Annotated in this window: 23 protein-coding genes; 9 read left to right on the forward strand and 14 right to left on the reverse strand. The window is 68.1% G+C overall.

Features of this window, described 5'->3' with window-relative positions:
- Positions 1-88 precede the first annotated feature (88 nt).
- Both LTH93_RS09005 and LTH93_RS09010 read left to right on the forward strand, forming a co-directional pair.
- Positions 89-625, forward strand: a complete 537-nt coding sequence (locus LTH93_RS09005; RefSeq protein WP_241470757.1) for an SRPBCC family protein — start codon at positions 89-91, stop codon at positions 623-625.
- A 130-nt stretch (positions 626-755) separates the two neighbouring features.
- On the forward strand, positions 756-1,589 hold the full coding sequence (locus LTH93_RS09010) for a CGNR zinc finger domain-containing protein (RefSeq protein ID WP_241465763.1): 834 nt from the start codon (positions 756-758) through the stop codon (positions 1,587-1,589).
- A 243-nt stretch (positions 1,590-1,832) separates the two neighbouring features.
- Here the strand turns inward: LTH93_RS09010 and LTH93_RS09015 are convergent, their stop codons facing one another.
- The 5 genes from LTH93_RS09015 to LTH93_RS09035 form a co-directional block, all read right to left on the reverse strand.
- Complete coding sequence (locus LTH93_RS09015) at positions 1,833-2,246, reverse strand: hypothetical protein (RefSeq protein ID WP_241465761.1); 414 nt, start codon at positions 2,244-2,246, stop codon at positions 1,833-1,835.
- Between the two features lie 114 nt (positions 2,247-2,360).
- Complete coding sequence (locus LTH93_RS09020) at positions 2,361-2,930, reverse strand: hypothetical protein (protein WP_241465760.1); 570 nt, start codon at positions 2,928-2,930, stop codon at positions 2,361-2,363.
- A gap of 67 nt (positions 2,931-2,997) precedes the next feature.
- Positions 2,998-4,359, reverse strand: a complete 1,362-nt coding sequence (locus LTH93_RS09025; protein ID WP_241465759.1) for an MATE family efflux transporter — start codon at positions 4,357-4,359, stop codon at positions 2,998-3,000.
- A 52-nt stretch (positions 4,360-4,411) separates the two neighbouring features.
- Positions 4,412-5,512 (reverse strand): CPBP family glutamic-type intramembrane protease, encoded by a 1,101-nt coding sequence (locus LTH93_RS09030; protein WP_241470758.1) that lies wholly within the window; start codon positions 5,510-5,512, stop codon positions 4,412-4,414.
- 33 nt (positions 5,513-5,545) lie between these two features.
- Entirely contained in the window at positions 5,546-6,490 is a 945-nt protein-coding gene (locus LTH93_RS09035) for an acyl-CoA thioesterase (protein ID WP_241465756.1), read from the reverse strand.
- Positions 6,491-6,658: 168 nt separating this feature from the next.
- On the opposite strand from LTH93_RS09035, the gene LTH93_RS09040 reads away from it, so the two are divergent.
- Together LTH93_RS09040 and LTH93_RS09045 are read left to right on the forward strand one after the other, a co-directional pair.
- On the forward strand, positions 6,659-9,880 hold the full coding sequence (locus LTH93_RS09040; RefSeq protein ID WP_241465755.1) for a beta-phosphoglucomutase family hydrolase: 3,222 nt from the start codon (positions 6,659-6,661) through the stop codon (positions 9,878-9,880).
- Positions 9,881-10,167: 287 nt separating this feature from the next.
- Complete coding sequence (locus LTH93_RS09045) at positions 10,168-11,241, forward strand: MinD/ParA family ATP-binding protein (protein WP_241470759.1); 1,074 nt, start codon at positions 10,168-10,170, stop codon at positions 11,239-11,241.
- An 89-nt stretch (positions 11,242-11,330) separates the two neighbouring features.
- On the opposite strand, the gene madM is transcribed toward LTH93_RS09045, so the two are convergent.
- Genes madM through LTH93_RS09060 form a run of 3 tightly spaced genes read right to left on the reverse strand, consistent with a single transcriptional unit; the run spans position 11,331 to position 15,504 of the window.
- Entirely contained in the window at positions 11,331-12,092 is a 762-nt protein-coding gene (madM, locus tag LTH93_RS09050; protein WP_241470760.1) for a malonate transporter subunit MadM, read from the reverse strand.
- A 1-nt stretch (position 12,093) separates the two neighbouring features.
- A complete protein-coding gene (madL, locus tag LTH93_RS09055; protein WP_241470761.1) occupies positions 12,094-12,495 on the reverse strand; it encodes a malonate transporter subunit MadL in 402 nt (133 codons plus the stop codon).
- A 42-nt stretch (positions 12,496-12,537) separates the two neighbouring features.
- Complete coding sequence (locus LTH93_RS09060; protein WP_241470762.1) at positions 12,538-15,504, reverse strand: AMP-binding protein; 2,967 nt, start codon at positions 15,502-15,504, stop codon at positions 12,538-12,540.
- Between the two features lie 115 nt (positions 15,505-15,619).
- On the opposite strand from LTH93_RS09060, the gene LTH93_RS09065 reads away from it, so the two are divergent.
- Entirely contained in the window at positions 15,620-16,312 is a 693-nt protein-coding gene (locus tag LTH93_RS09065) for a GntR family transcriptional regulator (RefSeq protein ID WP_241465749.1), read from the forward strand.
- 10 nt (positions 16,313-16,322) lie between these two features.
- Positions 16,323-17,171: an IclR family transcriptional regulator domain-containing protein gene (locus LTH93_RS09070; RefSeq protein ID WP_241465748.1), complete on the forward strand. Its 849-nt coding sequence runs from the start codon at positions 16,323-16,325 to the stop codon at positions 17,169-17,171.
- A 57-nt stretch (positions 17,172-17,228) separates the two neighbouring features.
- On the opposite strand, the gene LTH93_RS09075 is transcribed toward LTH93_RS09070, so the two are convergent.
- The 4 genes from LTH93_RS09075 to LTH93_RS09090 are packed head-to-tail and all read right to left on the reverse strand — an operon-like array spanning position 17,229 to position 20,662.
- Complete coding sequence (locus LTH93_RS09075; RefSeq protein ID WP_241465747.1) at positions 17,229-17,594, reverse strand: hypothetical protein; 366 nt, start codon at positions 17,592-17,594, stop codon at positions 17,229-17,231.
- A gap of 13 nt (positions 17,595-17,607) precedes the next feature.
- Positions 17,608-18,591, reverse strand: a complete 984-nt coding sequence (locus tag LTH93_RS09080) for a hypothetical protein (protein WP_241465746.1) — start codon at positions 18,589-18,591, stop codon at positions 17,608-17,610.
- A 2-nt stretch (positions 18,592-18,593) separates the two neighbouring features.
- Positions 18,594-19,421 carry a citryl-CoA lyase gene (locus LTH93_RS09085; protein WP_241470763.1) on the reverse strand — a complete coding sequence of 276 codons (828 nt, stop codon included), beginning with the start codon at positions 19,419-19,421 and terminating at the stop codon, positions 18,594-18,596.
- Complete coding sequence (locus tag LTH93_RS09090) at positions 19,418-20,662, reverse strand: CaiB/BaiF CoA transferase family protein (RefSeq protein WP_241470764.1); 1,245 nt, start codon at positions 20,660-20,662, stop codon at positions 19,418-19,420. The genes LTH93_RS09085 and LTH93_RS09090 overlap by 4 nt, the downstream gene beginning before the upstream one ends.
- A 254-nt stretch (positions 20,663-20,916) precedes the next feature.
- Between LTH93_RS09090 and LTH93_RS09095 the strand changes: the two genes are divergently transcribed.
- The gene (locus LTH93_RS09095; protein ID WP_241465742.1) at positions 20,917-22,407 is read left to right on the forward strand and encodes an amidohydrolase family protein; all 1,491 of its coding nucleotides are present in this window, start codon (positions 20,917-20,919) and stop codon (positions 22,405-22,407) included.
- Positions 22,408-22,517: 110 nt separating this feature from the next.
- Here LTH93_RS09095 and LTH93_RS09100 read toward each other — a convergent pair whose 3' ends face one another.
- Positions 22,518-23,036 carry a DoxX family protein gene (locus LTH93_RS09100; protein WP_241465741.1) on the reverse strand — a complete coding sequence of 173 codons (519 nt, stop codon included), beginning with the start codon at positions 23,034-23,036 and terminating at the stop codon, positions 22,518-22,520.
- A 215-nt stretch (positions 23,037-23,251) separates the two neighbouring features.
- Between LTH93_RS09100 and LTH93_RS09105 the strand changes: the two genes are divergently transcribed.
- Both LTH93_RS09105 and LTH93_RS09110 read left to right on the forward strand, forming a co-directional pair.
- Positions 23,252-23,500, forward strand: a complete 249-nt coding sequence (locus tag LTH93_RS09105) for a cory-CC-star protein (protein ID WP_241465795.1) — start codon at positions 23,252-23,254, stop codon at positions 23,498-23,500.
- 15 nt (positions 23,501-23,515) lie between these two features.
- The gene (locus LTH93_RS09110; RefSeq protein WP_241470765.1) at positions 23,516-24,496 is read left to right on the forward strand and encodes an ArsA family ATPase; all 981 of its coding nucleotides are present in this window, start codon (positions 23,516-23,518) and stop codon (positions 24,494-24,496) included.
- 14 nt (positions 24,497-24,510) lie between these two features.
- Here the strand turns inward: LTH93_RS09110 and LTH93_RS09115 are convergent, their stop codons facing one another.
- Complete coding sequence (locus LTH93_RS09115; RefSeq protein WP_241470766.1) at positions 24,511-25,158, reverse strand: alpha/beta hydrolase; 648 nt, start codon at positions 25,156-25,158, stop codon at positions 24,511-24,513.
- Position 25,159 lies beyond the last annotated feature (1 nt).

The following is a 25,159-nucleotide window of genomic DNA, read 5'->3' on the forward strand; positions in this document are numbered from 1 at the left end:
CGCAGGGGGAGCTTCTTGCAAGCTGGTGCGGTGAACTCCCGGCGAACGGACCTCTGCTGTCAGGACCGCCGGCCTAGACTTGAGGCCCATGAGCACACCCGCATCCTCACCATCTGACCCCCGAAACGTTCCGCGCCCACCCGAGCAGGTAGACCGCGGCGTCCACGTGGTGGCCTTCAGCGCCGAAGTCGCCGCCTCGGCGCAGGAGATCTTCGCACTGGTCGCAGATCCGCATCGTCACCACGAGATCGACGGATCCGGCACCGTCCAGAGCCAGGCGATCGGGCCGCATCAGCTGAAGACCGGCGATCGCTTCAGCGTCCGGATGCGCGTCTTCGGGGTCCCCTATACGCTGCCGCTTCGGGTGCTGACCTCACAGTGGCCGACGGCGCAGCGACCGGGGGTGCTGGAATGGGTCCAGCCCACAGGGCACCGGTGGCGCTGGGAGATGACTCCGATCCGGCCGGGCACGGACAGCACCTTGGTCACCGAGTCCTACGACGCACGTGCTCAGAACCGACTCATGCGAGCGGCCCTGACGGCGTCGAAGGTCTACTCCCGCAACGGTCGAGGGATCGAGGCCTCACTCTCCAGGCTGCAGAAACGGTTCGGCCCTGACGACTGAACGTCCCTCAGCCCGGCGGAAGGACCCCCGGCCCTGACCCCACATGGACTAACATTAGCGGCACACCAGCGCCCGCCGCCGCGAGGCCGCGGATCTCGGCCGGGTGCTATGACCTCGGGAGAGGAGATGCATGTTCGATGTGGATACTGACCGAACCCTCGTAGCGGCAGCCGACCTGGTCAACACCGGCGAAGGACTGCGCAGCGCCACGCCCGGTCTGGATCAGCTCACCACGGTGACGCAGCTCAAGGAGTATCTGAGTTCGCGGGATCCGGCCCTGCGCTGGCCACCCTCCGGCGCTGACCGGACGCAGCTGGAGAAGATCCAGCACCTGCGTGAGAAGGTCCAGCAGATCTGGAGCGCGACCCCGATCAAATCCGACGCCCCGATCCAGGTGCTCAACGAGCTCCTGCGCGGCGTGGGACTGAAGGTCGCCCGCGGCTCAGATGGCGAGTACCGCGCTGAGCCGGTGCCGGCGTCGAAGGAGCTCGCAGATGTGATGACGGCGAGTATGGCCACCGCCATCCAGCACCTGGTGGTGCGGGATGAGACGGCGCGGATGCGCACCTGCAAGGGCGAAGGCTGTGATGCGGTCATCATCGACCTCACCCGCAATCGCTCGAGGCTGTTCTGCGACTTCGGCAACTGCGCCAACCGCGCCCATGTGCGGGCCTACCGGGCCCGTCAGGCAGCACACCGCAAGACGTTCTCCACCGCACCCGAGGCGGCGGCCCCCGTCGCACACTCGAGTCGGCACGCTGTAGCGCATTCGGACACGCTGGACAGTCCGCGACTGGTCAAGCCGAGCGCGGCAGAGAAGGCGGCACAGATCGAAGTGCCCACCTCTCAGTCCGCCAGGGCGGCCAAGGAGTTCCGCGACCGGATGCGTGATGAGCTGATGGAGAAGCGTGACAAGAAATCAGCCAAGAAGCTGAAGAAGGAGAAGAAGAAGGCCAAGACGTAGCCGCACGACTGAGGGACCGTCACGGAAAACAGGAGGCTGTGACGTGCTTGTCAGTCGGGGGCATGAACCCCGGGCCGGCCGAGGAAGGCGCTGCTGCGCCGGACTCGGCGGGTGCGGGGTTCATGCGTGCCCAGATTCGAGCATCCGAGATGTGACGGCGTGCCCGATGGGGCGCAGCGCGCCTCGAAGCGTCGAGTGCCCTCCTAAGGGGGCAGCGCGGCCAGACCTGGTGGAGGTCGAGGATCAGCGGCGGTCGTCGCGACGCCCGTAGGTCGGCTCGTCGCCGTCCTCGGGCTCCCCGGCGTCGCGCCGGGCCTGGGCCGCTTCGTCAGCCTTCTTGCGGCGGGCCTTTTCGCGGCGCGTCGCCACCTGCTGGCGGTAGAGCTCCTCGGAGTTCCGATTCACACCCGAGCCCTCCGAGAGGTGCTCCGGGTTGTCCCGCGAGGCCAGGTGCAGCATCGAGATCACCAGCAGCGTGGCGATGAAGCCGATCCCGAACGCGATCAGCCCCAGGTCAAGCCGTGCCGGGTTGTCGGTGCCGCCGGAGGAGGTGATCAGCGTGACGAATCCCGCCACGAATCCCATGGCGAAGGAGAAGATCAGCGGAGCCTTGACCGTCTCGAGCAGAGATCGGCGCCCCTTATCGTCTTCAGCCACTGGGAGTTCCTCGTTCCTGAGCATCGGTATCTGGTCTCGGGTGGGCTGCGCCTGCGGCGTGGCACCACCAGGTCAATTCTACGTCCTGTAGTAGAACGGCGACGATTCAGCGACTCACTGAGTCGACGCACGCCCCCGTTTGGCGTCATGGAGCAGTCCGGCGCCGCTGATCAGCAGCACCACCGCCATGATGACCACGCCCATCCCAGCGACCCCGAGAATCCCATGGGGGTCCAGCTGGAGGCCGATCGCGAGACCGAGCGCGGTGAGCACGCCCACGGCACCCAGGATGATCTGATCCCGCGCCGGGACGAAGTCATGCCGGGCCCTGAATCCTCCGACGAGCTCGGCCACGCCCATCGCCGCGAACCCGATGGCCGCGATCACGGCGGCCGCGGCGGCGGTGTTGACGAAGATCACAGCGACCCCGGAGAGCACCCAGGCCGCGGCGCCCATGGCCAGCGGTCCGCGCAGGCTGATCGGCACCGCCTCGACCTTGGCGTAGTCCCAGACGGCCGTGGCGCCGAGTACGAAGAACCCGGCGATGGAAATCTTCAACAGCGTGACGGTCTCTTCCTGCCAGAAGATCGCGACCACGGCAAAGATCACGGTGATGACCGCGCGGAGCCAGACCGGTCGGGTCAGCTCTTCGGCGGTGGCGGCGGGGATCTTCTTCACAGGCACGCAGCAGAGTCTACCGCTGCGGCCCGGCGGCCCGACCCAGGCAGGGTGCCCGGCCCAGCGGTGCGGCTCAGCGCTGCTCGCCGGCGATCATCCAGCGCTCCCCGTAGGCCCGGACCCCGAGCGTGACCCCGCGGGCACCCATGAACACCACGGCGAATCCGGCCCAGAGCCAGACGATCGCCTCGGTGCCGCTGAAACCGGCGCTGGAGATCCACCAGAGCAGCGGCAGGTACACCGCGAGGTTCAGCAGCCCGACGACGGCGAGGTAGCGCACATCGCCGGCGCCCATGAGCACGCCGTCGAGCACGAAGACGAAGCCGGCGAGCGGCTGGGCCGCGGCCATGACCAGCAGCGCGGCGGTGACGCCGGCGGCGACGCGATCGTCCGGGGTGAACAGGGCCGGGGCGAAGGGCGCCGCCAGCGCGATCAGCCCGCCGGTGATCACGCCGAACCCGAGTCCCCAGCGGGTCATCGTGCGGGTCATCGCCTTGGCCTCCTGCACCCGGGAGGCGCCGAGCTCCTTGCCGATGAGTGCCTGCGCGGCGATGGCCAGGGCGTCGAGCACGAAGGCCAGGGTGGAGAAGATGGTGAAGGCCACCTGGTGCGCGGCGAGGGTGTGCGGTCCGAGATCGGTGGCGATCAGGACCGTGGCCACGATGGCCGCGCGCAGCGAGACCGTGCGCAGCATCATCCAGGACCCCACGCTGGCCGCCTGGCGCAGCGCTATCGGGTCCACGCCCAGGGGCACTCCGGCTGCCCGCATCCTGGGGATCAGCATCACCAGATAGGTGATCGCCATCCCCCACTGGGCGATGGAGGTGCCGAGGGCGGCTCCGGCGGTGCCCAGCCCCAGCGGGTGCACCAGGATCAGGTTCAGCACGATGTTCGCGCCGAAGCCGACGGCGGCCACCACCAGCGGGGTCCTGGTGTCCTGCAGCCCGCGCAGCATTCCGACGGCGGCGAAGACCAGCAGGATCGCCGGGACCCCGGGCAGCGACCAGAGCAGGTAGTTCCAGGCGTGGACCTGCATGTCTGCGGAGCTGCCCATGGCCAGGAGCAGCTGCTCACCGAACGCCAGTCCGGCGAAGGCCAGCACCGCCCCGAGCATCACCGCGAGCCAGAGCCCGTCGCGGCCCGCGGCGAGCGCCCGGGAGAGCCGACCGGCGCCGACGAAGCGCGCCACCGCCGGGGTGGTCGAATAGGCCAGGAAGATCATCAGTCCGGTGACGGTGTGCATCACGGTGATCCCCAGCGCCGCTCCGGCGAGCTCGTCGACGCCCAGCCGGCCGATGATCGCGGTGTCCGCCAGCAGGAACAGCGGCTCGGCCACCAGCGCCCCGAGGGCGGGGACCGCCAGGGCGAGGATCTGCCGGCCCATCGGCCGCGGATCGCGGGACGGCACAGACTCCGGTGCCGGTCTCGCCGCCATCAGCGCGGACCCTGGCGCCGGTGACCTGCGCGCCGGCTCAGGTGCAGCTGGTTCACTTGCCCCCGGCCAGCGCCAGGGTCGTCTCGGTGAGCACGCGCAGCACCGCGCCGGTGTGCCAGACCAGACCGCCGAGGTCGTCGATCCCGCTGTCCTCGAGGAACTGCTCGAGCTGGGGCTGGACGAAGTAGGCCATCACCAGCGCCATGACGTTGTTGAAGGCGTGCAGCAGCCAGGCGTAGACCAGCGAGCGCCCGGTGAGGATGTAGGCCACGGTGAACACCGAGCCCATCACCACGTAGGGCACCACCGAGACCACGGTGAGGTCCGTGGCCGCGCCGGGACTGGCGAGCATCGCCACCAGCGCCGGGATGAAGTGCAGCAGCGGGAAGGTGATCACCGAGATCGCCCCGCAGATCCAGATGTTGATATAGCGGGAGAGCTTCCCGATGAGCAGGTGGCGGAAGAAGTATTCCTCCACATAGGGGCCCAGCAGTCCCATCACCAGCACTGCGGCGAGGAACGGCACGAACGCCAGCATGGACTCGATCGCCAGCTGGTTCTGCGAGGTCTCCGGCTCCCCGCCCAGGCTCAGCACCAGCAGGGCGGTGAGGATCAGCGTGACCACCCAGGCCACGGGCACCAGCAGCAGCTTCAGCCACCACAGGTAGCCGAAGGCGCGCACCGAGCGCCACAACGCCTTGGCGGAGAGCGCGAGAGCGATGACCACCATCACCGCGTAGCCGATGACGTTGATCAGGAACAGCGCCTGCTGCTCCTGCTGCTCGACCCCGGAGCCCAGCATGGTGGAGAAGGGCGGCAGCAGGGCCAGCAGGCTCACGCCGCCGACGAGCATCACGATCACATAGACCAGCACCGCGATGAGATCACCCCAGATGAAGCGGCCAGGCTCGGCGTCGCGCTGCCGCTTGCGCGGCGGGTGCGACGCCGGCGGCCACCCGCCCTGCGGCGGCTGGCCGGGCTGCTGACCGGGCTGCAGCGATTGGGCGTGCTGGTGAGGCGGCTCGCCGTAGGGGTGGACCGGCTGGCCGTAGTGCTGCGGCGGTCCGCCATGAAGACCGGGCTGAGGACCGTAGACATCGGGCGCCGGGTAGCGCGGATCATGGCCATAGGGGTTATGCGGAGGCTGAGTCATCACGTACCAGTTTAGTTCTGCGCGGTGATCTGGTCAGTTCTGCGAGGTGATGGGGCTGGGCGTCAGCAGGGTGGCGTTGCGCAGGTCACGCAGCTTGCGCGCCTGGGCCGCCACCGCGTGGTCCTCGTCGGTGATCGGCTCCCAGGGGGCGATCGTCCGCGCCGAGCCGGTGCCGTCCGGGGCGACCATCACCGGCAGCCCGTAGGCCACCACCGCGGGGTGCTTCTCGCGGCGGTCCCCGGCGCGGACACGGACCAGCACGTGCATGGATTTGGAACCGGTGAGCACCAGCCGGGCGTCGACCTCTACGAGGTCCCCGACGGTCACCGGCCGGTAGAAGCGGACTCCGCCGGTGAGCACCGCCGCGACCTCATGGCCGCTGTACCGCTCCGCGCAGATCTCCGCGGTCTTGTCGATCCACTTCATCACCGCGCCGCCCCGGATCTTGCCATCGGGGTACCGCTCGTCGGTGTCGGCGAGGAAGCGCATGGTCAGCGCCTCGGAGCTGCCCATGCCCTCGGGCAGGGACTGGATGGTCTCTTCCATCTGCCGGCGGTAGACCATCCGCTGGGAGGCGTCGAGGTCGCGCCGTCGCTCCAGCTCGGTCTGCGGCTCGAAGGCGGCGGCGGCAGCGGGCTCGCCGTCGTCGCCCACGGCGACATAGATCATGAAGCACTCGGTGCAGACCACCCAGCCCTCATCCTTGCGGATCAGCACCCGGGTCTGGATGTGCACCGAGGTGCGCCCGGTGTGGACCACCCGGGCCTGCACGGTGACCGGAGTCTCGCGTGGGACCGGCACGGTGAAGTGCATGTTCCCCACATAGGAGGTCACGCAGTCGGTCCGGGTCCAGGAGGCCGCACAGGCGTAGGCGGTCTTGTCGATCCAGTCCACCACCGTGCCAGCGGCCACGAAGGAGTCCGGGGAGGTGCCCGCCACCTCTCGAAATGTCAGTTCGATGCTGCTTCGCCGCGCCATGACCACGACGCTAGCACCCCCGCGTGCGAGACCCGCGCCATAGGTGGTCACCGCGCGGGTGTATATCGTGGACCCTAGAGACCTAGGATGGGGCACCGTGCCCAATCGGAGACGCCCCCGTCATTGGGCCGCCATCCGACCCTAGAACCATCTCAGCGTGAGGCAGATATGCACCCCTTTGAGAATCCGTTCCGACACAGCGCCGAAGCTAAACGCCACGCGCTGCGTCATTTCCGTGCCGTGATCTTCGATATGGACGGGGTCGTCACCGACACCGCCGGGGTGCACACGCGCGCATGGAAGGAACTCTTCGACACGGCTCTGCCGGAGATCGCCGGCTCCCCGCAGCCGGAGTTCACCGAAGAGGACTACCTGAACTTCGTCGACGGCCGACCCCGCGAGGACGGCGTGCGGTCGCTGCTGAACGCACGCAATCTCGACGTGCCCGAGGGCAGCCTCGATGATGCCCCCGACAGGCTGACGGTGAACGGGCTCGCCGCGCGCAAGCAGGGCTACTTCGAATCCGTGCTCGCCAGGGACGGTGTGGAGGTCTTTCACACCACCGTGGAACTGATCGAACAGCTGCGCAAGGACGGGATCCCCACCGCCCTGGTGACCTCCTCGCGCAATGGCCGCGAGGTGCTCACCATCGCCGGGCTGCTCGACGCGTTCACCGTGATCGTCGACGGCTCCGACGCGTTGGAGCTGGGCCTGCCGGGCAAGCCCAACCCGCATATGTTCCTCCACGCCGCAGAGCTGCTGCGCGTGGAGCCCCAGGACACCATCGTGGTCGAGGATGCGGCCTCCGGGGTCCAGGCCGGACGCGCCGGGGACTTCGGCATGGTCGTGGGGCTCAACCGCGGCGATGACCCGGCCCGGCTGAAGGAGGCCGGCGCCGACGTCGTGATCACCGATCTCGCCGTGATGAACCTCTCCTCCCGCACCACCCGCCCCTATGACTCGGACTGGGTGCTCTCCTATGACGGCTTCGATCCGAAGCTGGAACCCACCCGCGAGGTCCTGATGGCGATGGCCAACGGCTACTGGGGCACCCGCGGGCACTACCCGGGCACCGCGGCAGACGCCACCCACTACCCGGGCAGCTACATCGCCGGGGTGTTCAACCGGCTCAAGACCGACCTGATGGGCAAGACCGTGGAGACCGAGCACATGGTCAATGTGCCGGACTGGACCTTCCTGCAGGTGACCCCGGATGCCGGCACCCCGCTGCTGCCGGGCTCCCCCGAGCTGATCCACTACCACCAGGAACTCGACATGCGCCGCGGTGTGGCCACCAGGATCGCCCGCTATCAGGACCTCCATGGACGCCGCACCAAGGTGACCATGCGCCAGTTCCAGTCCCTGGCCGGCGTGCAGATCGCCGCGCTGGAGATGAAGATCGAGGCCGAGAACTGGTCCGGCAACGTCAATGTGCGCTCGATGATCGACGGCCGGGTGGCCAACCGCAACGTCGACGCCGACCGCGAGCTCGCCGGCAACCACCTGGATCCGGTGCAGTCCCGCGAGGTCGACGGCGAGACGGTGCTGCTGGAGACCCAGACGAACCAGTCCGAGGTGCGCATCGCCCTGGCGACCCGCACCTCCGTGACCACCTCCGGGTCCAGCAACCCGATGCGTCGGGCGATCCACGAGGGTGAACTCGTCGCAGGCCACGACATCTCGCTGGCGCTGGAATCCGGCAGGCCGGTGATCCTGGAGAAGATCGCGGCGGTCTCGAACTCCCACGACCAGGCGATCTCCACCGTGTGGCACAACGCGGTCAAGAAGGTCCAGCGGGCCTCGAGCTTCCGCACCATGCTGACCTACCACGAGGAGATGTGGGGCGTGCTCTGGCACCGCTTCGCCGTATCCATCGGGGCGAACCCCTCCCGCCAGCAGATGGCGCTGAACCTGCACACCTTCCACGTGCTGCAGACCGCCTTCGGCGCCCGCCACGATCTGGACGCGACCCTGCCCGCGCGCGGGCTCACCGGCGAGGGCTACCGCGGACATCTCTTCTGGGACGAGATGTTCATGTACCCGATGCTCACCCTGCGCCGACCCGAACTGACCCGTGGGCTGCTGCTCTACCGCTACCGGCGGCTCAGCGAGGCCCGCGCGATGGCCCGCAGCGAGGGCTACGACGGCGCCATGTTCCCCTGGCAGGCCGGCTCTGACGGCCGCGAGGAGACCCCCAGCGAGCTGTGGAACCCGCGCTCCGGAATGTGGATGCCGGACAACTCCCACCGTCAGCGCCACGTCTCCCTGGCCATCGCCTACTCGGTGCTGCAGTACTTCGAGACCACGCAGGACTACACCTTCCTGGCCGACTATGGGGCTGAGATCCTGGTGGAGATCTCCCGGTTCTTCGTGTCCATGACCACCTACGACGCCGAGTCCGACCGGTTCAGCATCGACGGCGTGATGGGCCCCGACGAATACCACGACGGCACCGCCGAGGCGCCCGGCACGGGTCTGCGCGACAACGCGTACACCAACGTGCTGACCTCCTGGATGCTGCGCCACACCTCACGACTGGTGCGCGATCTCGACGGCCGCGACGATCCGCTCTCGGAATGGCTCGACATCTTCGAAGACGAGCTGGACCACTGGGAGCACATCGCCAAGCGGCTGCACGTTCCCTTCCACGAGGACAACGTGATCAGCCAGTTCGAGGGCTACGAGGCGCTGGAGGAGTTCGACTGGGAGGGCTACCGCGCCAGATACGGCAACATCGGGCGGCTGGACCTGATCCTGCAGGCCGAAGGTGACTCGACCAACCGGTACAAGCTCTCCAAGCAGGCCGACGTGCTCATGCTCTGCTACATCTTCTCCGCCGATGAGCTCATCGAGACGCTGAACCACATGGGCTATGAGCTCTCCATGGAAGACTTCGGCCGCACGGTCGAGTACTACCTGGCCCGGTCTTCCCACGGCTCCACGCTCTCCCGGCTGGTCCACGGCTGGGTGGCGGCCCGGTTCGACCGCTCCGGCTCCTGGAACCTGTTCAAGGAGGCGCTGGAGGCCGACCTCGCCGACACCCAGGGCGGCACCACCCGCGAGGGCGTGCACCTGGGCGCGATGGCGGGCACCGTGGACATGGTGCTGCGCTGCTATGGCGGCGTGGAGACCCGCGCCGACGCGCTGTGGCTGCACCCGCTGCTGCCCGATGAGCTGCCCGCGCTGACCTTCCGGATGCGCTATCGCAACCAGCCCATCGTGGTCTCGATCAACCACGAGGTCGTCGAGCTCAAGCTCTCCGAGGGCTCGGCCGAGCCGATCGACGTCAACGTCGAGGGCACCCCGAAGACCATGGCCCCGGGTGAGACCTGGACGGTGAAGCTGGCGCACTCCGCACGAGTGCATCAGCGCCAGCCCGCCGAGGTCTGAGCCGCTGGGAATATAGAACACGAGGAACAAAGACGTCGGCCCACCCGGTTCTCCCGGGTGGGCCGTCGTCGTTCTTCGCGACGTCCCGGGCATGTTGAGCAGACCAGAAATCCTCCTCGGACCCCTTCCAGAAACCACGAGATCCCGTATTGTATGGACAGGTTCTACTGCGTTTGTGCAACTGTTCAAACCACGCCGCAGCCTGCTTGCACTATGCGGCACAGGGTCCAGCAGAATGCGCGGGCAGGGAATCCTCAGGCGTCTCATCCTTGAACAGGAGGGTTCCCATGAAACAGAGTCCGGCTGAGTCACAGAGTCCGGCTGAGTCACGAAGTCCGGCCGAGCACCCCGGCGACGCTGACCTCGCCCCTGAGGTGATCGCCCCGCCACAGCTCGGCACCGACGCCAGGGACCTTCCGACCCGGGCTGAGCGCCGTCGTCTCGCCGAAGCGGGACGACCCTTCATCGCCGTGGCGCCGGAGAAGCCGCAGGGCGGACTGCGCAGATTCCTCTATACGGCCACGGGCGGGGTGATCAACATCGGGCCCAGCCAGAAGGAGCTCCAGGAGCAGGAGCTGATCGAGCGGATCGCCCGGCCGCTGCAGGGCAGTCACAACACCGCCGTGCTCTCGCTCAAGGGCGGCATCGGAAAGACCTCCACCACGGTGGGGATCGGCATGACCCTGGCGCACCACCGCGGCGACATCCCCTGCGCCATCGACGCCAACCCGGATTCCGGGGACCTGGTGGAGCGCGCCCTGGGCGAACGTGCCACCCAGGCGCACCAGCCGCCGAGCATCACCGATCTGCTGGAGAACCTCGACCACGTCAACTCGCTGACCGCGCTGCAGGGGTACCTGCAGCAGGCCGGGCGGCTGCACGTGCTCGCCGGGGAGCAGGACCCGGCCCTCTCGGACAGCCTCACCGCCGAGGAATGGCGCAGGATCCATGCGGAGTTCGCGAAGTACTATTCGGTGGTCGTCACCGACTGCGGGACCGGGGTCACCCACAACGCCATGGAGGGGATCCTGCACACCGCGGACAACATCGTCATCGCCGCGGGCTTCGCGGTCTCCGGGGCCCAGCGCGCGCTGCAGACGCTGAACTGGCTGGCGAACCACGGTTATCAGCAGCTGGCCCGGGAATCCATCGTGGTGATCACCGACAAGGAGCGCGTCTCAGACCGGGTGGACAAGCAGGCCATCCAGGAGAGCCTGCGCGGCTACTGCGGCAAGCTGGTGGTGGTGCCCTTCGACCGCGCCGTGGTGGACGGGGACCGGATCAACCTGGACATGCTCCAGGCGGAGACCCGCCGGGCGTATATGAACATCGCCGCTGCCATGGTGGACGGGTACAAGTAGCTTTCGAGGTAGAGCTTCAAGCACGACGACGGCGGCCGCCCACCTGGTTCCAGGTGCGCGGCCGCCGTCGTCTGTGTTGCAGAGGTCGATCAGCCGAAGAGGCCGACCAGGGCGAAGTAGAAGACCGAGGGGCCGAGCAGGCATCCCAGGCCGGTGTAGAACGTCGCGGTCATCGCCCCGTAGGGGACCAGGCGCTTATCGGTGGCAGCCAGTCCTCCGGCCACCCCCGAGGTGGTGCCCATCAGCCCGCCGTAGGCCATCGCCGACTTCGGGTTGTTCAGCCCGATGAACGGCGCGATCATCGGGGTGCCCACCATGACCACCACGGCCTTGATCAGTCCGGCGGCCACCGAGAGTGCGATCACCTCGGAGCTGGCGCCCACCGCGGTGCCGGTGACCGGTCCCACGATGTAGGTCGCGGCGCCGGATCCGATGGTCGCCATCGATGCCGGATCGGTGTAGCCGAACGCGGCGGCCACGGCGGCGCCCACCACGAAGGAGACGACGATGCCTGCCAGCAGGGCCAGCACGCCGGCCGCACCTGCCTTCTTGATCTCGTCCAGGTCCACGCCGTAGGCGGTGGCCACGATGGCGAAGTCGCGCAGCATCGCACCGCCCATCAGGCCCAGTCCGCTGAAGATGGCGATATCGGCCATGCCGGCCTCGCCGCCGGTGTTGATGCCGCCGAAGTAGGCGAGCACCAGGCCGAGCATGATCGCGATGGCGGAGCCCTGCAGGCGTCCTCGGGTCAGCGTCTTGGACAGCCAGCCCGAGATCATCATCAGCGCGCCGACCACCACGAAGGCGAAGAGCAGTCCGTTGCGTTCGAGCACATCAGCAATGATGTCCATGTCAGGCCTCCTGCTTCTCTGCCTCGGTCATCGCGGGCAGCGGTTCAGACTGTCCTCCGATGCGCGAGATCACCGGCACCAGCGCGGCACCTGCGGCGAGCGCGCCCAGGCCCGCGAGCGCTGCCATCGGTCCGCCGCCGATCGCTTCGGCGACGTTCTGGGTGGCCGCCATGGCGATCACGATCGGGATGTACAGGGCGGACCAGAACAGCACTCCCTGTTCGGTCGGCTTGGGGAACAGGCCTCGTTTGCGCAGCCTGTCGGTGGCCACGACGAGCAGGATCATGGCGAAGCCCACACCGCCGACATTGGCGTCGACCCCTACTGCGACCCCGAGGGTGTCACCGATCAGCATTCCCACGAGCATGCACAGCGCCAGCGCTGCGACTCCATAGAGAACCATCGTCTACTCCTGACTTGCGGTTGAAGTTTCTTGAGCGAGCATTCAGCTGCTGAAGAGGTCTGTGTACTGCTTGCGCAGCTCGGCCTTCTGGACCTTGCCCATCACGTTGCGCGGCAGTTCCTCCACGAAGCGGACGGCGCGGGGCTGCTTGAAGCGGGCCAGCTCGCCGGCGAGCGACTGCAGGATCTTCGCCTCATCGGGGGCGTCGCCTCCGGCGGGGACCACCACGGCGACCAGGCCCTCGCCCAGATCCGGGTGGGGCACCCCGATCACGGCGGATTCGGTGACGCCGGGGTGGTCATCGATGAGTCCCTCCACCTCTTTGGGGTAGATGTTGAACCCTCCGGAGATGACCAGATCCTTGTCGCGGCCCACGATGCTCAGGTAGCCCTGGTCATCGATCACTCCGAGGTCGCCGGTGATGAAGAAGCCGTCCTCGCGGAGCTCCTCGGCGGTCTTCTCCGGCATGTTCCAGTACCCGACGAAGACGTTGGGGCCGCGGACCTCGATGATGCCGACCTCGCCCTGAGGCAGCGTCGCCTGGGTCTCCCGGTCCACGATCCGCACCTCGACGCCGGGCAGCGGATGCCCCACGGTGCCGGGGCGTCGCGGTCCCCCGCGGTAGGGGTTCGAGGTGTTCATCCCGGTCTCGGTCATCCCGTAGCGCTCGAGGATGGCGTGGCCGGTGCGGGCCTCGAAGGCCTCGTGATCGCTGGCCAGCAGCGGAGCGGAGCCGGAGACGAAGAGCCGGATCCCGGAGCAGGCTTCCGCGCTGAGCCGGTCCGTGCTGAGCAGCCGGGTGTAGAAGGTGGGCACGCCCATCAGCACGGTGGCGCCCGGCATCGCGTCGAGCACCGCGTCGGCGTCGAACTTGGGCAGCCAGATCATCGAGGCTCCCGAGACCAGGGTCATGTTGACCGCCACGAAGAGCCCGTGGATGTGGAAGATCGGCAGCGCGTGGATCAGCACGTCTTCTCCGGTGTACTCCCAGGACTGGATCAGTGAGGCGCAGTTCGCCGCGAGATTGCCCTGGGTCAGCACCGCACCCTTGGAGCGGCCGGTGGTCCCGGAGGTGTAGAGGATCGCGCCGGGGTCTGAAGGGCGCATCTGGGTGATCTCGGCGTGCTCCTGCTCGGCGGCGAGCAGCGTGCCCTCCCCGGACGTGCCGAGGGTCTCGACGACGATGCCGTCCTTGCCGCGCTGTTCATGCTCGGCGGTCTGACTCGGGTCACAGACGAGCACCCGCGGGGCGGCGTCGGACATGAAGTAGTCCATCTCGGCCCCGGTGTAGGCGGTGTTCAGCGGCAGGTACACCCCGCCCACCTGCAGCGTGGCCAGATAGAGCGCGATGGCCTGCGGGGACTTCTCCACCTGCGCGGCCACCCGGTCACCGGGGACGACGCCGTCGCCGATCAGCTTCGTGGCGATCCGGCGCGAGGTGTGGAGCACCTGCGCGTAGGTGAGCGTGCGCCCACCTGGAAGATGGAAGAGCGGCTTCTCCGGGTGCGCCTGCGCCTGCTGGATGAAGCTCTGGTAGATGCCGTCGGGGTGGTTGTCCACTGGTGAGGTTCCCTTCTCGCTGCGGTTGTCTTCTCTGCTGCTGTCTGTGCTGGTGGTGGCTTTGCTGGTGTGTGGGCTGTTCAGGTCTGTGCTGTCTGGAAGCAGCGCCGTGACGTGGTCACCCAGGGCGATCACCCCGTGCCGGACGTAGTTCTCGTGGCGCTGCTCCACCAGGGATGGTTCGTAGCGGTAGTTGATCATCGCCCCGTAGGACTGGTCCCACATGTAGTCCGCGCCGCTGGCCGGCCAGTGCAGCTGCCAGGCCGTGGCGCCGTTGCCCAGGTGGAAGCGGGCCACCGGATCCAGCGGCTGCCCATCCGACCGGCGTTCGACGGCGATGTAGCGTGCCAGCGCTGCGCAGAGCCGCTCGCGCAGCTCCGCGGCGGCGGGCTCGCCCGGGCTGGACGCACCCCTCATGCTCGCTGCGCCGCGCGCATCTGCCGGTCCCGTGAGCTCCGCAAGGTCGACGTGAAGCGCGGCGAGCTCAGCGGATGTCGCGGTGCGGGCCTGCTCGCGCAGCCAGCGCCGGAAACCGGGGATCGGTGAGAGCGTGACGAAATGCTCCAGATGCGGCAGCTCGGTGGAGACCTGGTCGATGACCTGCTTGATCAGCAGGCTGCCGAAGGAGATGCCGGCCAGGCCATCCAGGGAGTTGTTGATCGAGTACAGCACCGCGGTGTCGGCCTTGGCCGGGGAGAGCGCCTCGGTCGGGGTCAGCAGCGGCTCGACGGCACCGGGCACCCCCTTGACCAGCGCCACTTCGACGAAGATCAGCGGGAGGTCCCCGGTGGCGGGGTGGAAGAACGCGTAGCAGGTGCGGTCCTTGGGACGGAGACGTCGCTTGAGCTCGTTGAGGTCCCGCATGGGGTGGACCTTCTCGTAGCGCAGCAGGTGGTTCTTCATCTCCCGCGAGGCGTCCCAGCCGACCTGTTCCATGCGCAGGAACCCGCGATTGAACCAGGAGCTCAGCAGGTGCCGGAAGTCTCGGTCCAGAGGCGTGAGATCCGCGCGGTCTCGCAGGATCCGGCGCAGGTCGGCGCGCATGTTGACCAGGTGCAGGGTGCCGTCGGGGGCGTGGTTGAGCCGGCGCAGCAGCGCCTGGCGCCGCGGTTCGCTGGCCTCGAACAGATCGGCCAGCTCGACCTGACCCTCGCTGGAGTCCCACTTCGCGTAGGCGCGGCGCAGCGCGTCTGGCTCCACTGCATAGGCATGGAGCATATGCGCGAAGAACTCGGTCCGGGCGTCGTCGTCGAGTTCGCGGTATGTGGCCAGGGCCCGTTCGGCCACGGCTCGCATGGACGCCTCGCCCAGGTCCCCCATCAGCGCTGCGCAGGCAGCGGTGAGCTGCTCGAGGGGTGCGGACGCTGGTGCTTCGGCGCCCTGCTGGGTCTTGTGCCCGCCGAGGCTGCGCAGCAGATCGGCCAGGAGCCAGCCTTGAGTGGTCGCCATGATCCCTCCCTACGTGTATATCAATGACTGTGATGTATATAACAGGGACTATAGGGCATGAACGTGATCCACGCCACAATTTGCTCCTGGCGATATGCTCGTCGCAGGAGGTGTCATGGTCAGAGTCCCGGAATCCCAGCGTGTGCGTGATGCGCTGGAGAACGCCATCGTCGATGGACAATACGGTCCCGGCGAGCGGCTGGACCCTGCCAAGCTGCAGCAGGAATTCGGCTGTTCGCGCACCCCGGTGCGCGAGGCGCTGCAGGCGCTCGAGCGCTCCGGACTGGTGCGAATCCGCCCCAAGCAGGGCACCTATGTGACCGAGCTGAGCCTGCCCGAGCTGGCCGAGCGCTTTGAGCTGATGGCTGAGCTCGAGGGCATGGCCGCACGGCTGGCGTCACGACGCATCGAGCGCGAGCCCCTGGCGGAGCTGGGCGAGGCGCTGAGAGAATGTGAGCGCTTCGAGGCTCTGGGGGACGCGGATGGCTACTACTACGCCAACGCCTGGTTCCACGGGATCATCTACGACTCCTGCGGCAACGGGTATCTGCGGCAGCAGGCGCACGACCTGCGCCGGGTGCTGCAGCCCTACCGGCGGCTCCAGCTCCGCGCCCCGGACCGCATGCGCCGCTCTCTGGCCGAGCACCTCGCGATCGTGAACGCGATCGGCACCGGAGATGGTGAGACTGCGGAGGACACCGCCCGGGACCACGTCTTGGTGCAGGTCAAGGAGTTCAGCCAGCTCGTGCAGACCTGGACCAGACTGCGCGAAGCCCGCGCCGATCACGCCCAGACCCAGCTCCACTGAAAGGAACCAGATGTCACCGGAGCGAAGTCCCGAATTCATCGAGGCCATCTCACGCGGGTTGTCCGTCATCACGGCATTCACCCCTGAATACCCCAGCCTGACCCTGAGCCAGGTGGCCAAGGCCACCGATCTGGCGCGTCCCACCGCACGGCGGATCCTGATGACGCTGCAGGAGCTGGAATATGTCCGAGCGGAGAACGGCCTGTTCGCCCTGACCCCGCGGGTGATGGAGCTGGGCATGGCCTACGTGAGCTCCCTGGGGCTCTGGGACGTGGCCAAGCCCCACCTGGAGGCGCTGGTCACCCACACCCACGAATCGGCCTCGATGTCTCAGCTGGACGGTCCCGACATCGTCTATGTGGCCCGGGTGGCGGTGCCCAAGCTGATCGGCCTGCGGGTGGACATCGGCACCCGCTTCCCGGCCCCGCCGACCTCCCAGGGCAAGGTGCTCCTCGCGGACATGGAGCGCCGGGCGATCCTGCAGCGACTCTCGGAACCCTCCCGCTCCTCGGTCATCCCTGTGGTGCAGTGGGACCAGAAGTCATTCCTGGAGGAGCTGGACCGCGTGCAGCGGCAGGGCTATGCGCTGGCCGATGAAGAGCTGGCCCGCGGCATCCGCTCGATCGCCGTGCCGGTCCGCGATGCCCACGGCCGGGTGCTGGCGTCGATGAACACCACGGTGCACGCCGCCGAGACCAGCGTGGAGACCCTGCTGACGAAGCACCTGCCGCCGCTGCGCGAGGCGGCGGCCGCAGTCACCGAGGACTGGACCCGCTGGCAGTCGCTGCCCAGCCACACCCGCGAGCGCGACGCCGCCGACGTCGGACGGCTCCCGCTGCTGGCCTCACCGGAGGCCTGATCGACTCGGCCTGAACTGCCAGTGGTGAGCCGCTGTGCGGGGAGGGTTGCGCACGGGTCACATCGCCACGGAGGGGTAGTCCCGTCCGGTCCAGTGGTCCAGCTTCTGCGCCATCTCGGTCTGGAACGCCAAGGGGCCTCTGGCGGCGGCGTACTCCTCGTCGAAGAGCGCGATGAACAGGGTGAGGTTCAAGAAGAAGTGGGCGCCGTGCTCGAAGAGCCACACGTAGTCATGGGTGGCCAGCGCCTCGCGCTCCTCAGCGGTGAACTCCAACCAGCTGGTCTGCTCCACGGGGTTCAGCCAGCGCCCGACGTCCTTCTCCCAGCGCTCCACGGTGGCCCGTGGATCATCCCGATAGCTGGCCACCCACTCGGGGTCCCGGTCGATGGTGAAGAGAAACTTGTTGACGTAGTACTTGCTCATGCTCGCTCCTCGTTCAGGCGCCGACGGCCGGGGCAGTGTGTTCTGTGCGGAACTGCTCCCAGGCCGGATCGGTGGCGTAGATCGGCCCGGTGCTGGCCTGGGCGGTCTGGGCCGCCCGGGCGGCGGCGTCGAGCTGGTCCTGGGTCCTGTTCGGGTACCAGGTCATGTACATCTCCCGGGTGTGGAACAGGTCCAGGTGATCGACGTAGTCGGCGTGGACTCCGGGACCGGCGATGCCCATCATGAGCAGCAGGTCCATGAAGCCATGGGTCGCGTTGCCCGCCCCGGCCATCGACTCATGGGTGACGTTGGCAAGGATCGCGTCGATGTTGCCGGTGGAGAGCCATTCGATGGCATCGGCGTCGAAGAGCGGATCCGGCCCGTGCTCGCCGAACTGGCGCGGCCCGCCGAGCTCCAGCGAGAGGTGCCCGGTGCCGATGGCGGCGACCTTCTTGTCGCTGGGGAAGCTGTCGATGATCTCCCTGATCGCCCGTCCCACCTGGTAGAAGCGGCGCGGGGAGGGCAGCGGGGGCACGAAGATGTTCGTGTAGATCGGCACGATCGGCAGATCCGCCTGGGGACGGACCGTGATGATCGGGCAGATGATGGAGTGATCGATCTTCAGCTCATGACTGACCGAGAAGTCGAATTCCTTGACCAGCAGCTCCTCGTGCATGTAGCGAGAGAGCTCAAGGTCTCCGGCCAGGGTGTACTTCGGGATCCCGAACTCGCGCTCCTCGTTGTAGAAGGTGGCGTCATAGGTCTCCTGCTTGCCGATCAGGAACTGCGGATAGTTGTCCAGCCAGAGCTGGTGGAAGTGATCCGCACCGACCATCACCAGGATGTCCGGCTCCGCGGCGGTGAGCGTCTCCCGGTAGGCCTCGACCTTGCGCTGCCAGTCGGCGGCATAGGGCGGGCGCTGATCCTGAGGGGAGGTGGTGGCCTTGTAGTAGAACGGGTGGTGGGTGCTCGCCAGCACCGCTGTCAGCTCTGCCATGCTCAGTTCTCCTTGGAATCGTCCGGGGTCAGCGGAACGAACGTCGCATTCCGGTCCACGTGCATGTAGATGTCGTTGGCGATCGGGTTCCGCCGCTCCTCCGCGATCTGCCCCAGCAGCCCGGCGGTGCGGGCGAGCAGGGCGAACCCGCGCAGGAAGTCCACCGGAAGCCCCAGGTCAGCCAGGGCTGCCCCGCAGACCCCGGCGCCGTTGAGCGGAAGCTTCTTGCCCAGCACCTCTTCGCTGACCCGGCCCATGGCCTCGAACAGGCGCAGGTGCTCCCCGCGGGTGCCGCCCTCTTCGGCGATCTGGATCAGCCGCGGGGTGCGTGGGTCTCCCTGCTTGTGCACCGGATGGCCCAGGCCGGGGACGATCTGCTTGGCGGCCCGCGCCCGGGTGATGGCCTCCCGCGCCAGAGAGTCGAAGTCGGCGTCGGTGCTGCGCTCGCCGTCGTCCGCTTCCAGGACCTGGTGCAGGAACCTGCCGGTGTCCTCGGTGACGCCGAGGAAGCGGGAGCCGCCGCCGAGCAGACCCGCGGCGATCGCGCCCTGGATGGACTCCGGGGCTGAGAGGTAGGTCAGCCGGGCGGCGATCGCGGTGGGGGTGAAGCCATGATCGGCCAGCGCGACCAGCACCGCCTCGAAGGTCCGCAGCTCACCGGGGGTGGGCCGGCGGGTGGCGGTCATCCAGAACGCCAGCTCGGCGAACCCGACCTTGCCCATCAGGTCCTCGGAGAGGGACTGGCCCATGAGGCTGATCTCTTCGGTGGTGGAGGTCCCCAGCGAGGTGGGGTAGCTGGGCGTCTGATTCGTGTTCTCGGCGGCGCTCATCGCTGCGTCCCTTCTTCGGTCGTCAGCCAGGCTTTGATCTCCTCGGTGTGTTCGCCGAGCTTCGGCGGAGCCAGCTCATAGCGCGGGGTCATGGTGTTGAAGCTCAGCGGGTGCCGGACCCCAGGAACGGCGCTGTCGCCGCTGCCCACCTGCACCACCGGCTCCAGGCCCAGCGCTTCCGCGTATTCGACCCCCTGTCTGATGGAGTTGATCGGGCCGCAGGGCACGCCGACGTCGTTGAGCTTCTCGAAGAGCTCCTGGGCGGTGTGCTTGGCCAGCTCCGCCTCCAGGATCGGGCGGAGCTCGTCGCGGCGGTCGGTGCGGTCCCCGACGTCGGCGAAGCGCTCGTCCTCGGCGATCTGCGGGATCCCCAGCACCTTGCAGAGCCTGCCGAACTGGGTGTTGTTGCCGGCGGCGATGATCACGTCGTCATCGGCGGTGGGCATGGCCTCGTAGGGATAGAGCGAGGGGTGGGCGTTGCCCATCCGCATCGGGGTGGTGCCGCCGCCCACATAGGCGTGGGTCTGGTTCACCAGACCGGACATCGCCGAGGCCATCAGGGAAGCCTCCACATGGGCGCCGTCGCCGGTGTGGTCGCGCTGTCGCAGCGCAGCGAGGATGCCGATGGTCGAATGCAGTCCGGCCATCACGTCGAACACGCTGATCCCGGCGCGGTAGGGCGGGCCGTCCGGGGACCCGGTGAGGCTCATCAGCCCCGACATCGCCTGCACGATCAGGTCATAGCCGGGGTACTTGGCACCCTCGCCCTGGGTGCCGAAGCCGGTGATGGAGGAGTAGACGACGCTGGGGTTGGTCTTCGACACCGAGTCGTAGTCCAGCCCGAACTTCTTGAGTCCGCCGGGCTTGAAGTTCTCGATGACGACGTCGGCGCGCCCGGCCAGACGCTGCGCAACGCAGAGATCGTCGCCGTCCTTGAAGTCCAGCACGATCGACTTCTTGTTGCGGTTGATCGCCGCGTAATAGGTGGAGACCCCGTCCGGGCGACGCGGCGGGACCCAGGTGCGCGTGTCATCTCCGCCGGTGCCCTCGACCTTGATCACCTCGGCGCCGAGGTCTGCCAGCAGCATGGTGGCGTAGGGTCCCGCGAGCACCCGGGAGAAGTCAGCGATCAGGATCCCGTCCAGCGGAAGCCGGCCGCCTCCCCGCGGGGCCTGCGCGGCCTCCTCGCTTCCGGGCTGCGCGCCCAGGGCGCTGGTCTCATCTGGATGGTGCTGGCTCATCACGGAGTCCCCTTTCTGCGATTCCCACCCAGGCCGCGTCACCACCCTGCGTGTCGTCATGCGGACACCCGTCCGCTTATCTCCTGGCCAGTTTCACACCGCTTGGGCGGGGCCGTCAACCCCGGGCGCGCCTGGTCGAGATCCCCTCGAGCGGGGTCCGTGAGATCGGAGTCACAAAGTAATCGGACTCTTGTCCACTGTGCGAACGCGCGCTATCGTGAGGGCCATCACAGAGATCTTCACAGGAGGCTGACATGAGTTCTGAAGCCGCATCCAACGGCACTGGCGCGCCCGTTCTCTTCAAGAACGGGATCGTGCTGACCATGGACAAGCAGCACAGCGTCTTGACCAGGGGCGACGTCCTGGTGCTGGGTGACACCATCGCGGCCATCGGCCCTGATCTCGAAGTGCCTGAGCACGCCCAGGTGATCGACGCCGCGGGCGGGATGATCACCCCCGGCTTCATCGACACGCATCGGCACATGTGGCAGACCGCCATGCGGGGCTACGGGGCCGACTGGACGCTGACCCAGTACTTCGTCTGGAACTACCTCGAGCATGGCAAGAAGTTCCGCCCCGAGGACATCTACGCCGGCAATCTGCTCTCCGCCGTGGAAGCCATCGACTCCGGGGTCACCACCTCGGTGGACTGGTCCCACGGGCTCTCCACCGTGGATCATGCCGACGCGGCCGTGGACGCCCTCGAAGAGGTCGCCGGCCGCTTCGTCTTCGCCTACGGCAACATCCACGCCGGGCCCTGGGAGTGGTCCGCCTCGCCGGAGTTCCACGACTTCGTAGACCGCCGGATCCCTCGCTCCGGCGGCCAGCTCGGCGATGACATGCTCGGCTTCCAAATGGCCTTCGACGTCACGGGCGACCCGGAGTTCCCCGAGAAGAAGGCCTTCGAGGTCGCCCGGGACCTGGGCGTGGGCGTCACCACCCACGCCGGCGTCTGGGGCGCGACGAACGACGACGGCATCCGGCTCATGCACGAGCACGGGTTCATGAACGAGAAGACCGTCTACGTCCACGCGGCGACGCTGAACCAGGACTCCTATCAGCGCATTGCAGCCACCGGAGGCGCGGCCTCGGTCTCGGCGGAGTCCGAGTCCAGCTGCGGGCAGGGCTATCCCTCCTCCTGGCAGCTGCGCAAGCATGGCATCCCGGTCTCCCTCTCGGTGGACACCTCGGTCTGGTGGAGCGCGGATCCGTTCGCGGCGATGCGCTCCACGCTGAGCTCGGACCGGGCGCGGGAGCACTTCGAGCACCATGCCACCGGTGAGACCTGCACCAATCTCGGCCTGCGCGCCGACCAGGTGGTCGGCTGGGCCACCCATGGTGGGGCCGAGGCGCTGGGGATGGAGAAGTCCATCGGCTCCCTCGAGGTCGGCAAGAAGGCCGACATCGTGCTGATCAAGAACGACGACTCCCCTGCGATGTTCCCGATCCTGAACCCGCACGGACACGTGGTCTTCCAGGCCCAGCGCGGGGATGTGCACACCGTGATGGTCAACGGCCGGATCGTGAAGCACCAGCACAAGCTGGTGGATGTGGATCTCGCCAAGGTGCGCCGCACCGTGGAGGCGACCGTGGAGCACATCGCCTCGGAGCTGGGCCAGCAGGAATGGGAGGCCGGGATGAGCCCCGAGGTTCCCGAGACCAAGATCCTGGACAACCCGTACACCTACACCGAATATCGCACCGAGAAGACCCATGCCGCGCAGGGGCGGGGTCCTGACGCCTGAGGGGGCGCAGTGCCCGCACGTGATCCTTCGCGCCGATCACGTGCGGGCAAGACTGGGGCTGCGCTCGAGGGGAGCGCAGCCCCAGTCGTGTGCATCGAGGGTGGCGAGGCTCATCGGGCCGCGGCGCGCCGGACCACCAGCGCAAAGGGCACCGCCGCCGCCAGTGCCGCGAGCACGATGAGGACCCCCACCCAGCTGGCAGGCTCATGGATCAGCGTGGTCCAGGCCTCTCCGGAGAGCTGGGCGTCCAGCGAATAGGCCCCGGCGCCGGTGAAGCCCAGCACCGCGGCGGCCGCTGCCAACACGTAGGGGTACTCCCCGCCGCCGGCGATGTTCCAGAACTTCCCGGAGTTCAGCTGCAGGGTCACCCCGGCGACCACCATGGTCCCGGCCGCCAGCAGCGCCCCGACCGGGGTGAGGAAGCCGAACAGCAGCAGGGATGCGGCGATCAGCTCGGAGAGCCCGGCCGCGAGCACCATGCCGCGGCCCGGATGCAGCCCCAGGCTGGCGAAGATCTCCCCCTGGCGGTGCAGACCCTGGCCGCCGAACCAGCCCGCGAGCTTCTGGGTGGCGTGGGTGAAGAGGACCAGCGCCAGCACCAGGCGCAGCAGAAGCAGACCGATCTCCATGATCACCTTTCATCGGGCGGACGAGTGTCCGCTAAAGTCAGTGTCGTCCGGCAGGCCTGCCTCGTCAAGGGCCTCGGCACGTCGCGGCTGCTCTCGCGTAACATGAGGTGCCTCACACGAGATGACCCAGTCATGCGAGGAAGGGGGACACCGTCACAAGCTCAGCCGAACAGGATCCCCGCGCCCATGACCCCCGTGCCACCGAGCCGGCAAGTCTGTGGAAGCGGTTCAACGCCGGACTCCACGAGTTCTACGTGGCCCCCTACCGGCGGGTCTTCGCCCGCGCCAAGCGCGATGAGGAAGACCTGTTCATGATGCTGGTGCTCTCCGAGGCGCTGGGCCTGCCGAACCCCGCCTCCGGGATGACGCTGGAGCTGCTGCCCGAGATGCTGGACCGGATGCATGAATGGCACACCCGTCAGGGACTGGACCACTCCCCGATGGACGGACTCGGCTGCTGCTGAAAGGACTCGGTACAGATGCTGCTGGACCTGATTGAACGACGCCGCGTGATCTTTCTCGGCGGCAAGGGCGGAGTCGGCAAGACCGTCACCGCCTCGGCAGCGGCGCTGCACCAGGCCACCGCCGGCAGGCGGGTGCTGCTGGTCTCCACCGACCCCGCGCACAACCTGGGCCACCTGTGGGACCAGGCCGTGGGTGATGACCCGGTGGAGCTCTACCGCGATGACGCCAGCGGCGGAGTGCTGCGCGGCGTCGAGATCGATCCCCAGCGCACCATCGATGAGCACCTGGCAGAGGTCGGAGCCAACCTGCGGGACTTCATGCCCGAACACCTCCACCCCCAGGTGGCCGCTCACCTGAAGCTCTCCGCCCACTCGCCGGGCACCCATGAATCAGCCATCCTGGAGCGGATCGCGGTGCTCATCGAGTACGGCCTGGACTCCCACGACCTCATCGTGTTCGACACCGCCCCCTCCGGCCACACAGCCCGGCTGATGGCACTGCCAGAGATCATGTCCACCTGGATGTCGGGCCTGCTGACCCGGCGCAGCAAGGCCGAGCGCTTCGGCGCGGCGGTGCGGGTCCTCGACGGTGACGACGACCCGGCGAAGACCTCTCCGACGAATCGCGACCAGCGGATCCGGCAGGTGCTGACCCGCCGCAAGGCGCGCTTCGAGATGATGCGCGAGGTCCTCGCCGACCCCAGGGCCTGCAGCTTCGTGATCGTGCTGACCCCCGAGCGACTTCCGGTGCTGGAGTCCACGGAGCTCTGCGCACAGCTGCGTGAGGCCGGCGTCGACGTCGGCGGTCTGGTGGTCAACCGCCTCTCCCCCACCGACGCCGGGGAGTACCTGGCCCAGCGGCGGCAGCAGGAACAGCGCCACCTCGACTCGCTGACCGAGCTGCTCCCCGGGGTCCCGGTGGACACGCTGCCGCTGCTCTCCGGCGACCTGGTGGGCCGGGCAGCGATCCAACGCCTGGCGCACGAGCTGAGCTGACGCAGCGGCGCTGCTCAGTCCCGTGCGTGCCGGCGGAGGTATTCGCGGATCCGGGCGGCGGCGTCGTCGGTGATGTGATGCTCCTCGTCGCGGTAGACGTTCAGCGTGGTCACCCCGACCAGTCCCTCGAACGCCGCGGCGGTGTCCTTCACCCGGTGCAGCGGCACCCAGGGATCCTCATCGGCGCAGAAGAGCTCCACCGCGAGCCCGCTCAGCCCAGGTGCTGCCGCCCGGGTGAAGCTGCGCGGCCGGGGGCCCAGATATCCGCCGGTGTGCAGCAGGGCGCCGTCCACCGCCGGCTGGACCGTGAGGAGGTGCTCGGCCAGCAGGCAGGCGCCCTGGGAGAAGCCGAAGACGATCACCGGGGCGCCGCCTGCGCCGCGTGTCTGGAGGAGTTCGGCGAGCTGAGCCTCCAGCACCCCCAGTGCCTGGTCCAGCTGCGGCTGATTGGACTCGCGGGGTTCCATGAACCTCCCCGGGTACCAGGAGTGCTCAGCCGCCGTCGGCAGCCACCAGCAGATGCCCTCCAGTGACAGGCGCGCGGCGAGGTCGATGAAGAGCTGCGGGCTCTGGGTGCGGCCGTGCACCCCGTACACCACCAGCCGTGCGGCCTCGGCGGCGACGCCGTGGTGCACGAGGTCCATCTGGTCATGGGTGGCCACG

This window comes from Nesterenkonia sp. DZ6, from assembly GCF_022565835.1.
In the GTDB taxonomy this organism is placed as follows: domain Bacteria; phylum Actinomycetota; class Actinomycetes; order Actinomycetales; family Micrococcaceae; genus Nesterenkonia.

Bases quoted from the DNA above. Each gene is read 5' to 3' on its own strand.
- LTH93_RS09005 (WP_241470757.1), top strand. From the start codon at position 89: ATGAGCACACCCGCATCCTCACCATCTGACCCCCGAAACGTTCCGCGC.
- LTH93_RS09010 (WP_241465763.1), top strand. From the start codon at position 756: ATGTTCGATGTGGATACTGACCGAACCCTCGTAGCGGCAGCCGACCTG.
- LTH93_RS09025 (WP_241465759.1), bottom strand. From the start codon at position 4,359: ATGGCGGCGAGACCGGCACCGGAGTCTGTGCCGTCCCGCGATCCGCGG.
- LTH93_RS09030 (WP_241470758.1), bottom strand. From the start codon at position 5,512: ATGACTCAGCCTCCGCATAACCCCTATGGCCATGATCCGCGCTACCCG.
- LTH93_RS09035 (WP_241465756.1), bottom strand. From the start codon at position 6,490: ATGGCGCGGCGAAGCAGCATCGAACTGACATTTCGAGAGGTGGCGGGC.
- LTH93_RS09040 (WP_241465755.1), top strand. From the start codon at position 6,659: ATGCACCCCTTTGAGAATCCGTTCCGACACAGCGCCGAAGCTAAACGC.
- LTH93_RS09045 (WP_241470759.1), top strand. From the start codon at position 10,168: ATGAAACAGAGTCCGGCTGAGTCACAGAGTCCGGCTGAGTCACGAAGT.
- madM (WP_241470760.1), bottom strand. From the start codon at position 12,092: ATGGACATCATTGCTGATGTGCTCGAACGCAACGGACTGCTCTTCGCC.
- madL (WP_241470761.1), bottom strand. From the start codon at position 12,495: ATGGTTCTCTATGGAGTCGCAGCGCTGGCGCTGTGCATGCTCGTGGGA.
- LTH93_RS09060 (WP_241470762.1), bottom strand. From the start codon at position 15,504: ATGGCGACCACTCAAGGCTGGCTCCTGGCCGATCTGCTGCGCAGCCTC.
- LTH93_RS09065 (WP_241465749.1), top strand. From the start codon at position 15,620: ATGGTCAGAGTCCCGGAATCCCAGCGTGTGCGTGATGCGCTGGAGAAC.
- LTH93_RS09070 (WP_241465748.1), top strand. From the start codon at position 16,323: ATGTCACCGGAGCGAAGTCCCGAATTCATCGAGGCCATCTCACGCGGG.
- LTH93_RS09075 (WP_241465747.1), bottom strand. From the start codon at position 17,594: ATGAGCAAGTACTACGTCAACAAGTTTCTCTTCACCATCGACCGGGAC.
- LTH93_RS09080 (WP_241465746.1), bottom strand. From the start codon at position 18,591: ATGGCAGAGCTGACAGCGGTGCTGGCGAGCACCCACCACCCGTTCTAC.
- LTH93_RS09085 (WP_241470763.1), bottom strand. From the start codon at position 19,421: ATGAGCGCCGCCGAGAACACGAATCAGACGCCCAGCTACCCCACCTCG.
- LTH93_RS09090 (WP_241470764.1), bottom strand. From the start codon at position 20,662: ATGAGCCAGCACCATCCAGATGAGACCAGCGCCCTGGGCGCGCAGCCC.
- LTH93_RS09095 (WP_241465742.1), top strand. From the start codon at position 20,917: ATGAGTTCTGAAGCCGCATCCAACGGCACTGGCGCGCCCGTTCTCTTC.
- LTH93_RS09100 (WP_241465741.1), bottom strand. From the start codon at position 23,036: ATGGAGATCGGTCTGCTTCTGCTGCGCCTGGTGCTGGCGCTGGTCCTC.
- LTH93_RS09110 (WP_241470765.1), top strand. From the start codon at position 23,516: ATGCTGCTGGACCTGATTGAACGACGCCGCGTGATCTTTCTCGGCGGC.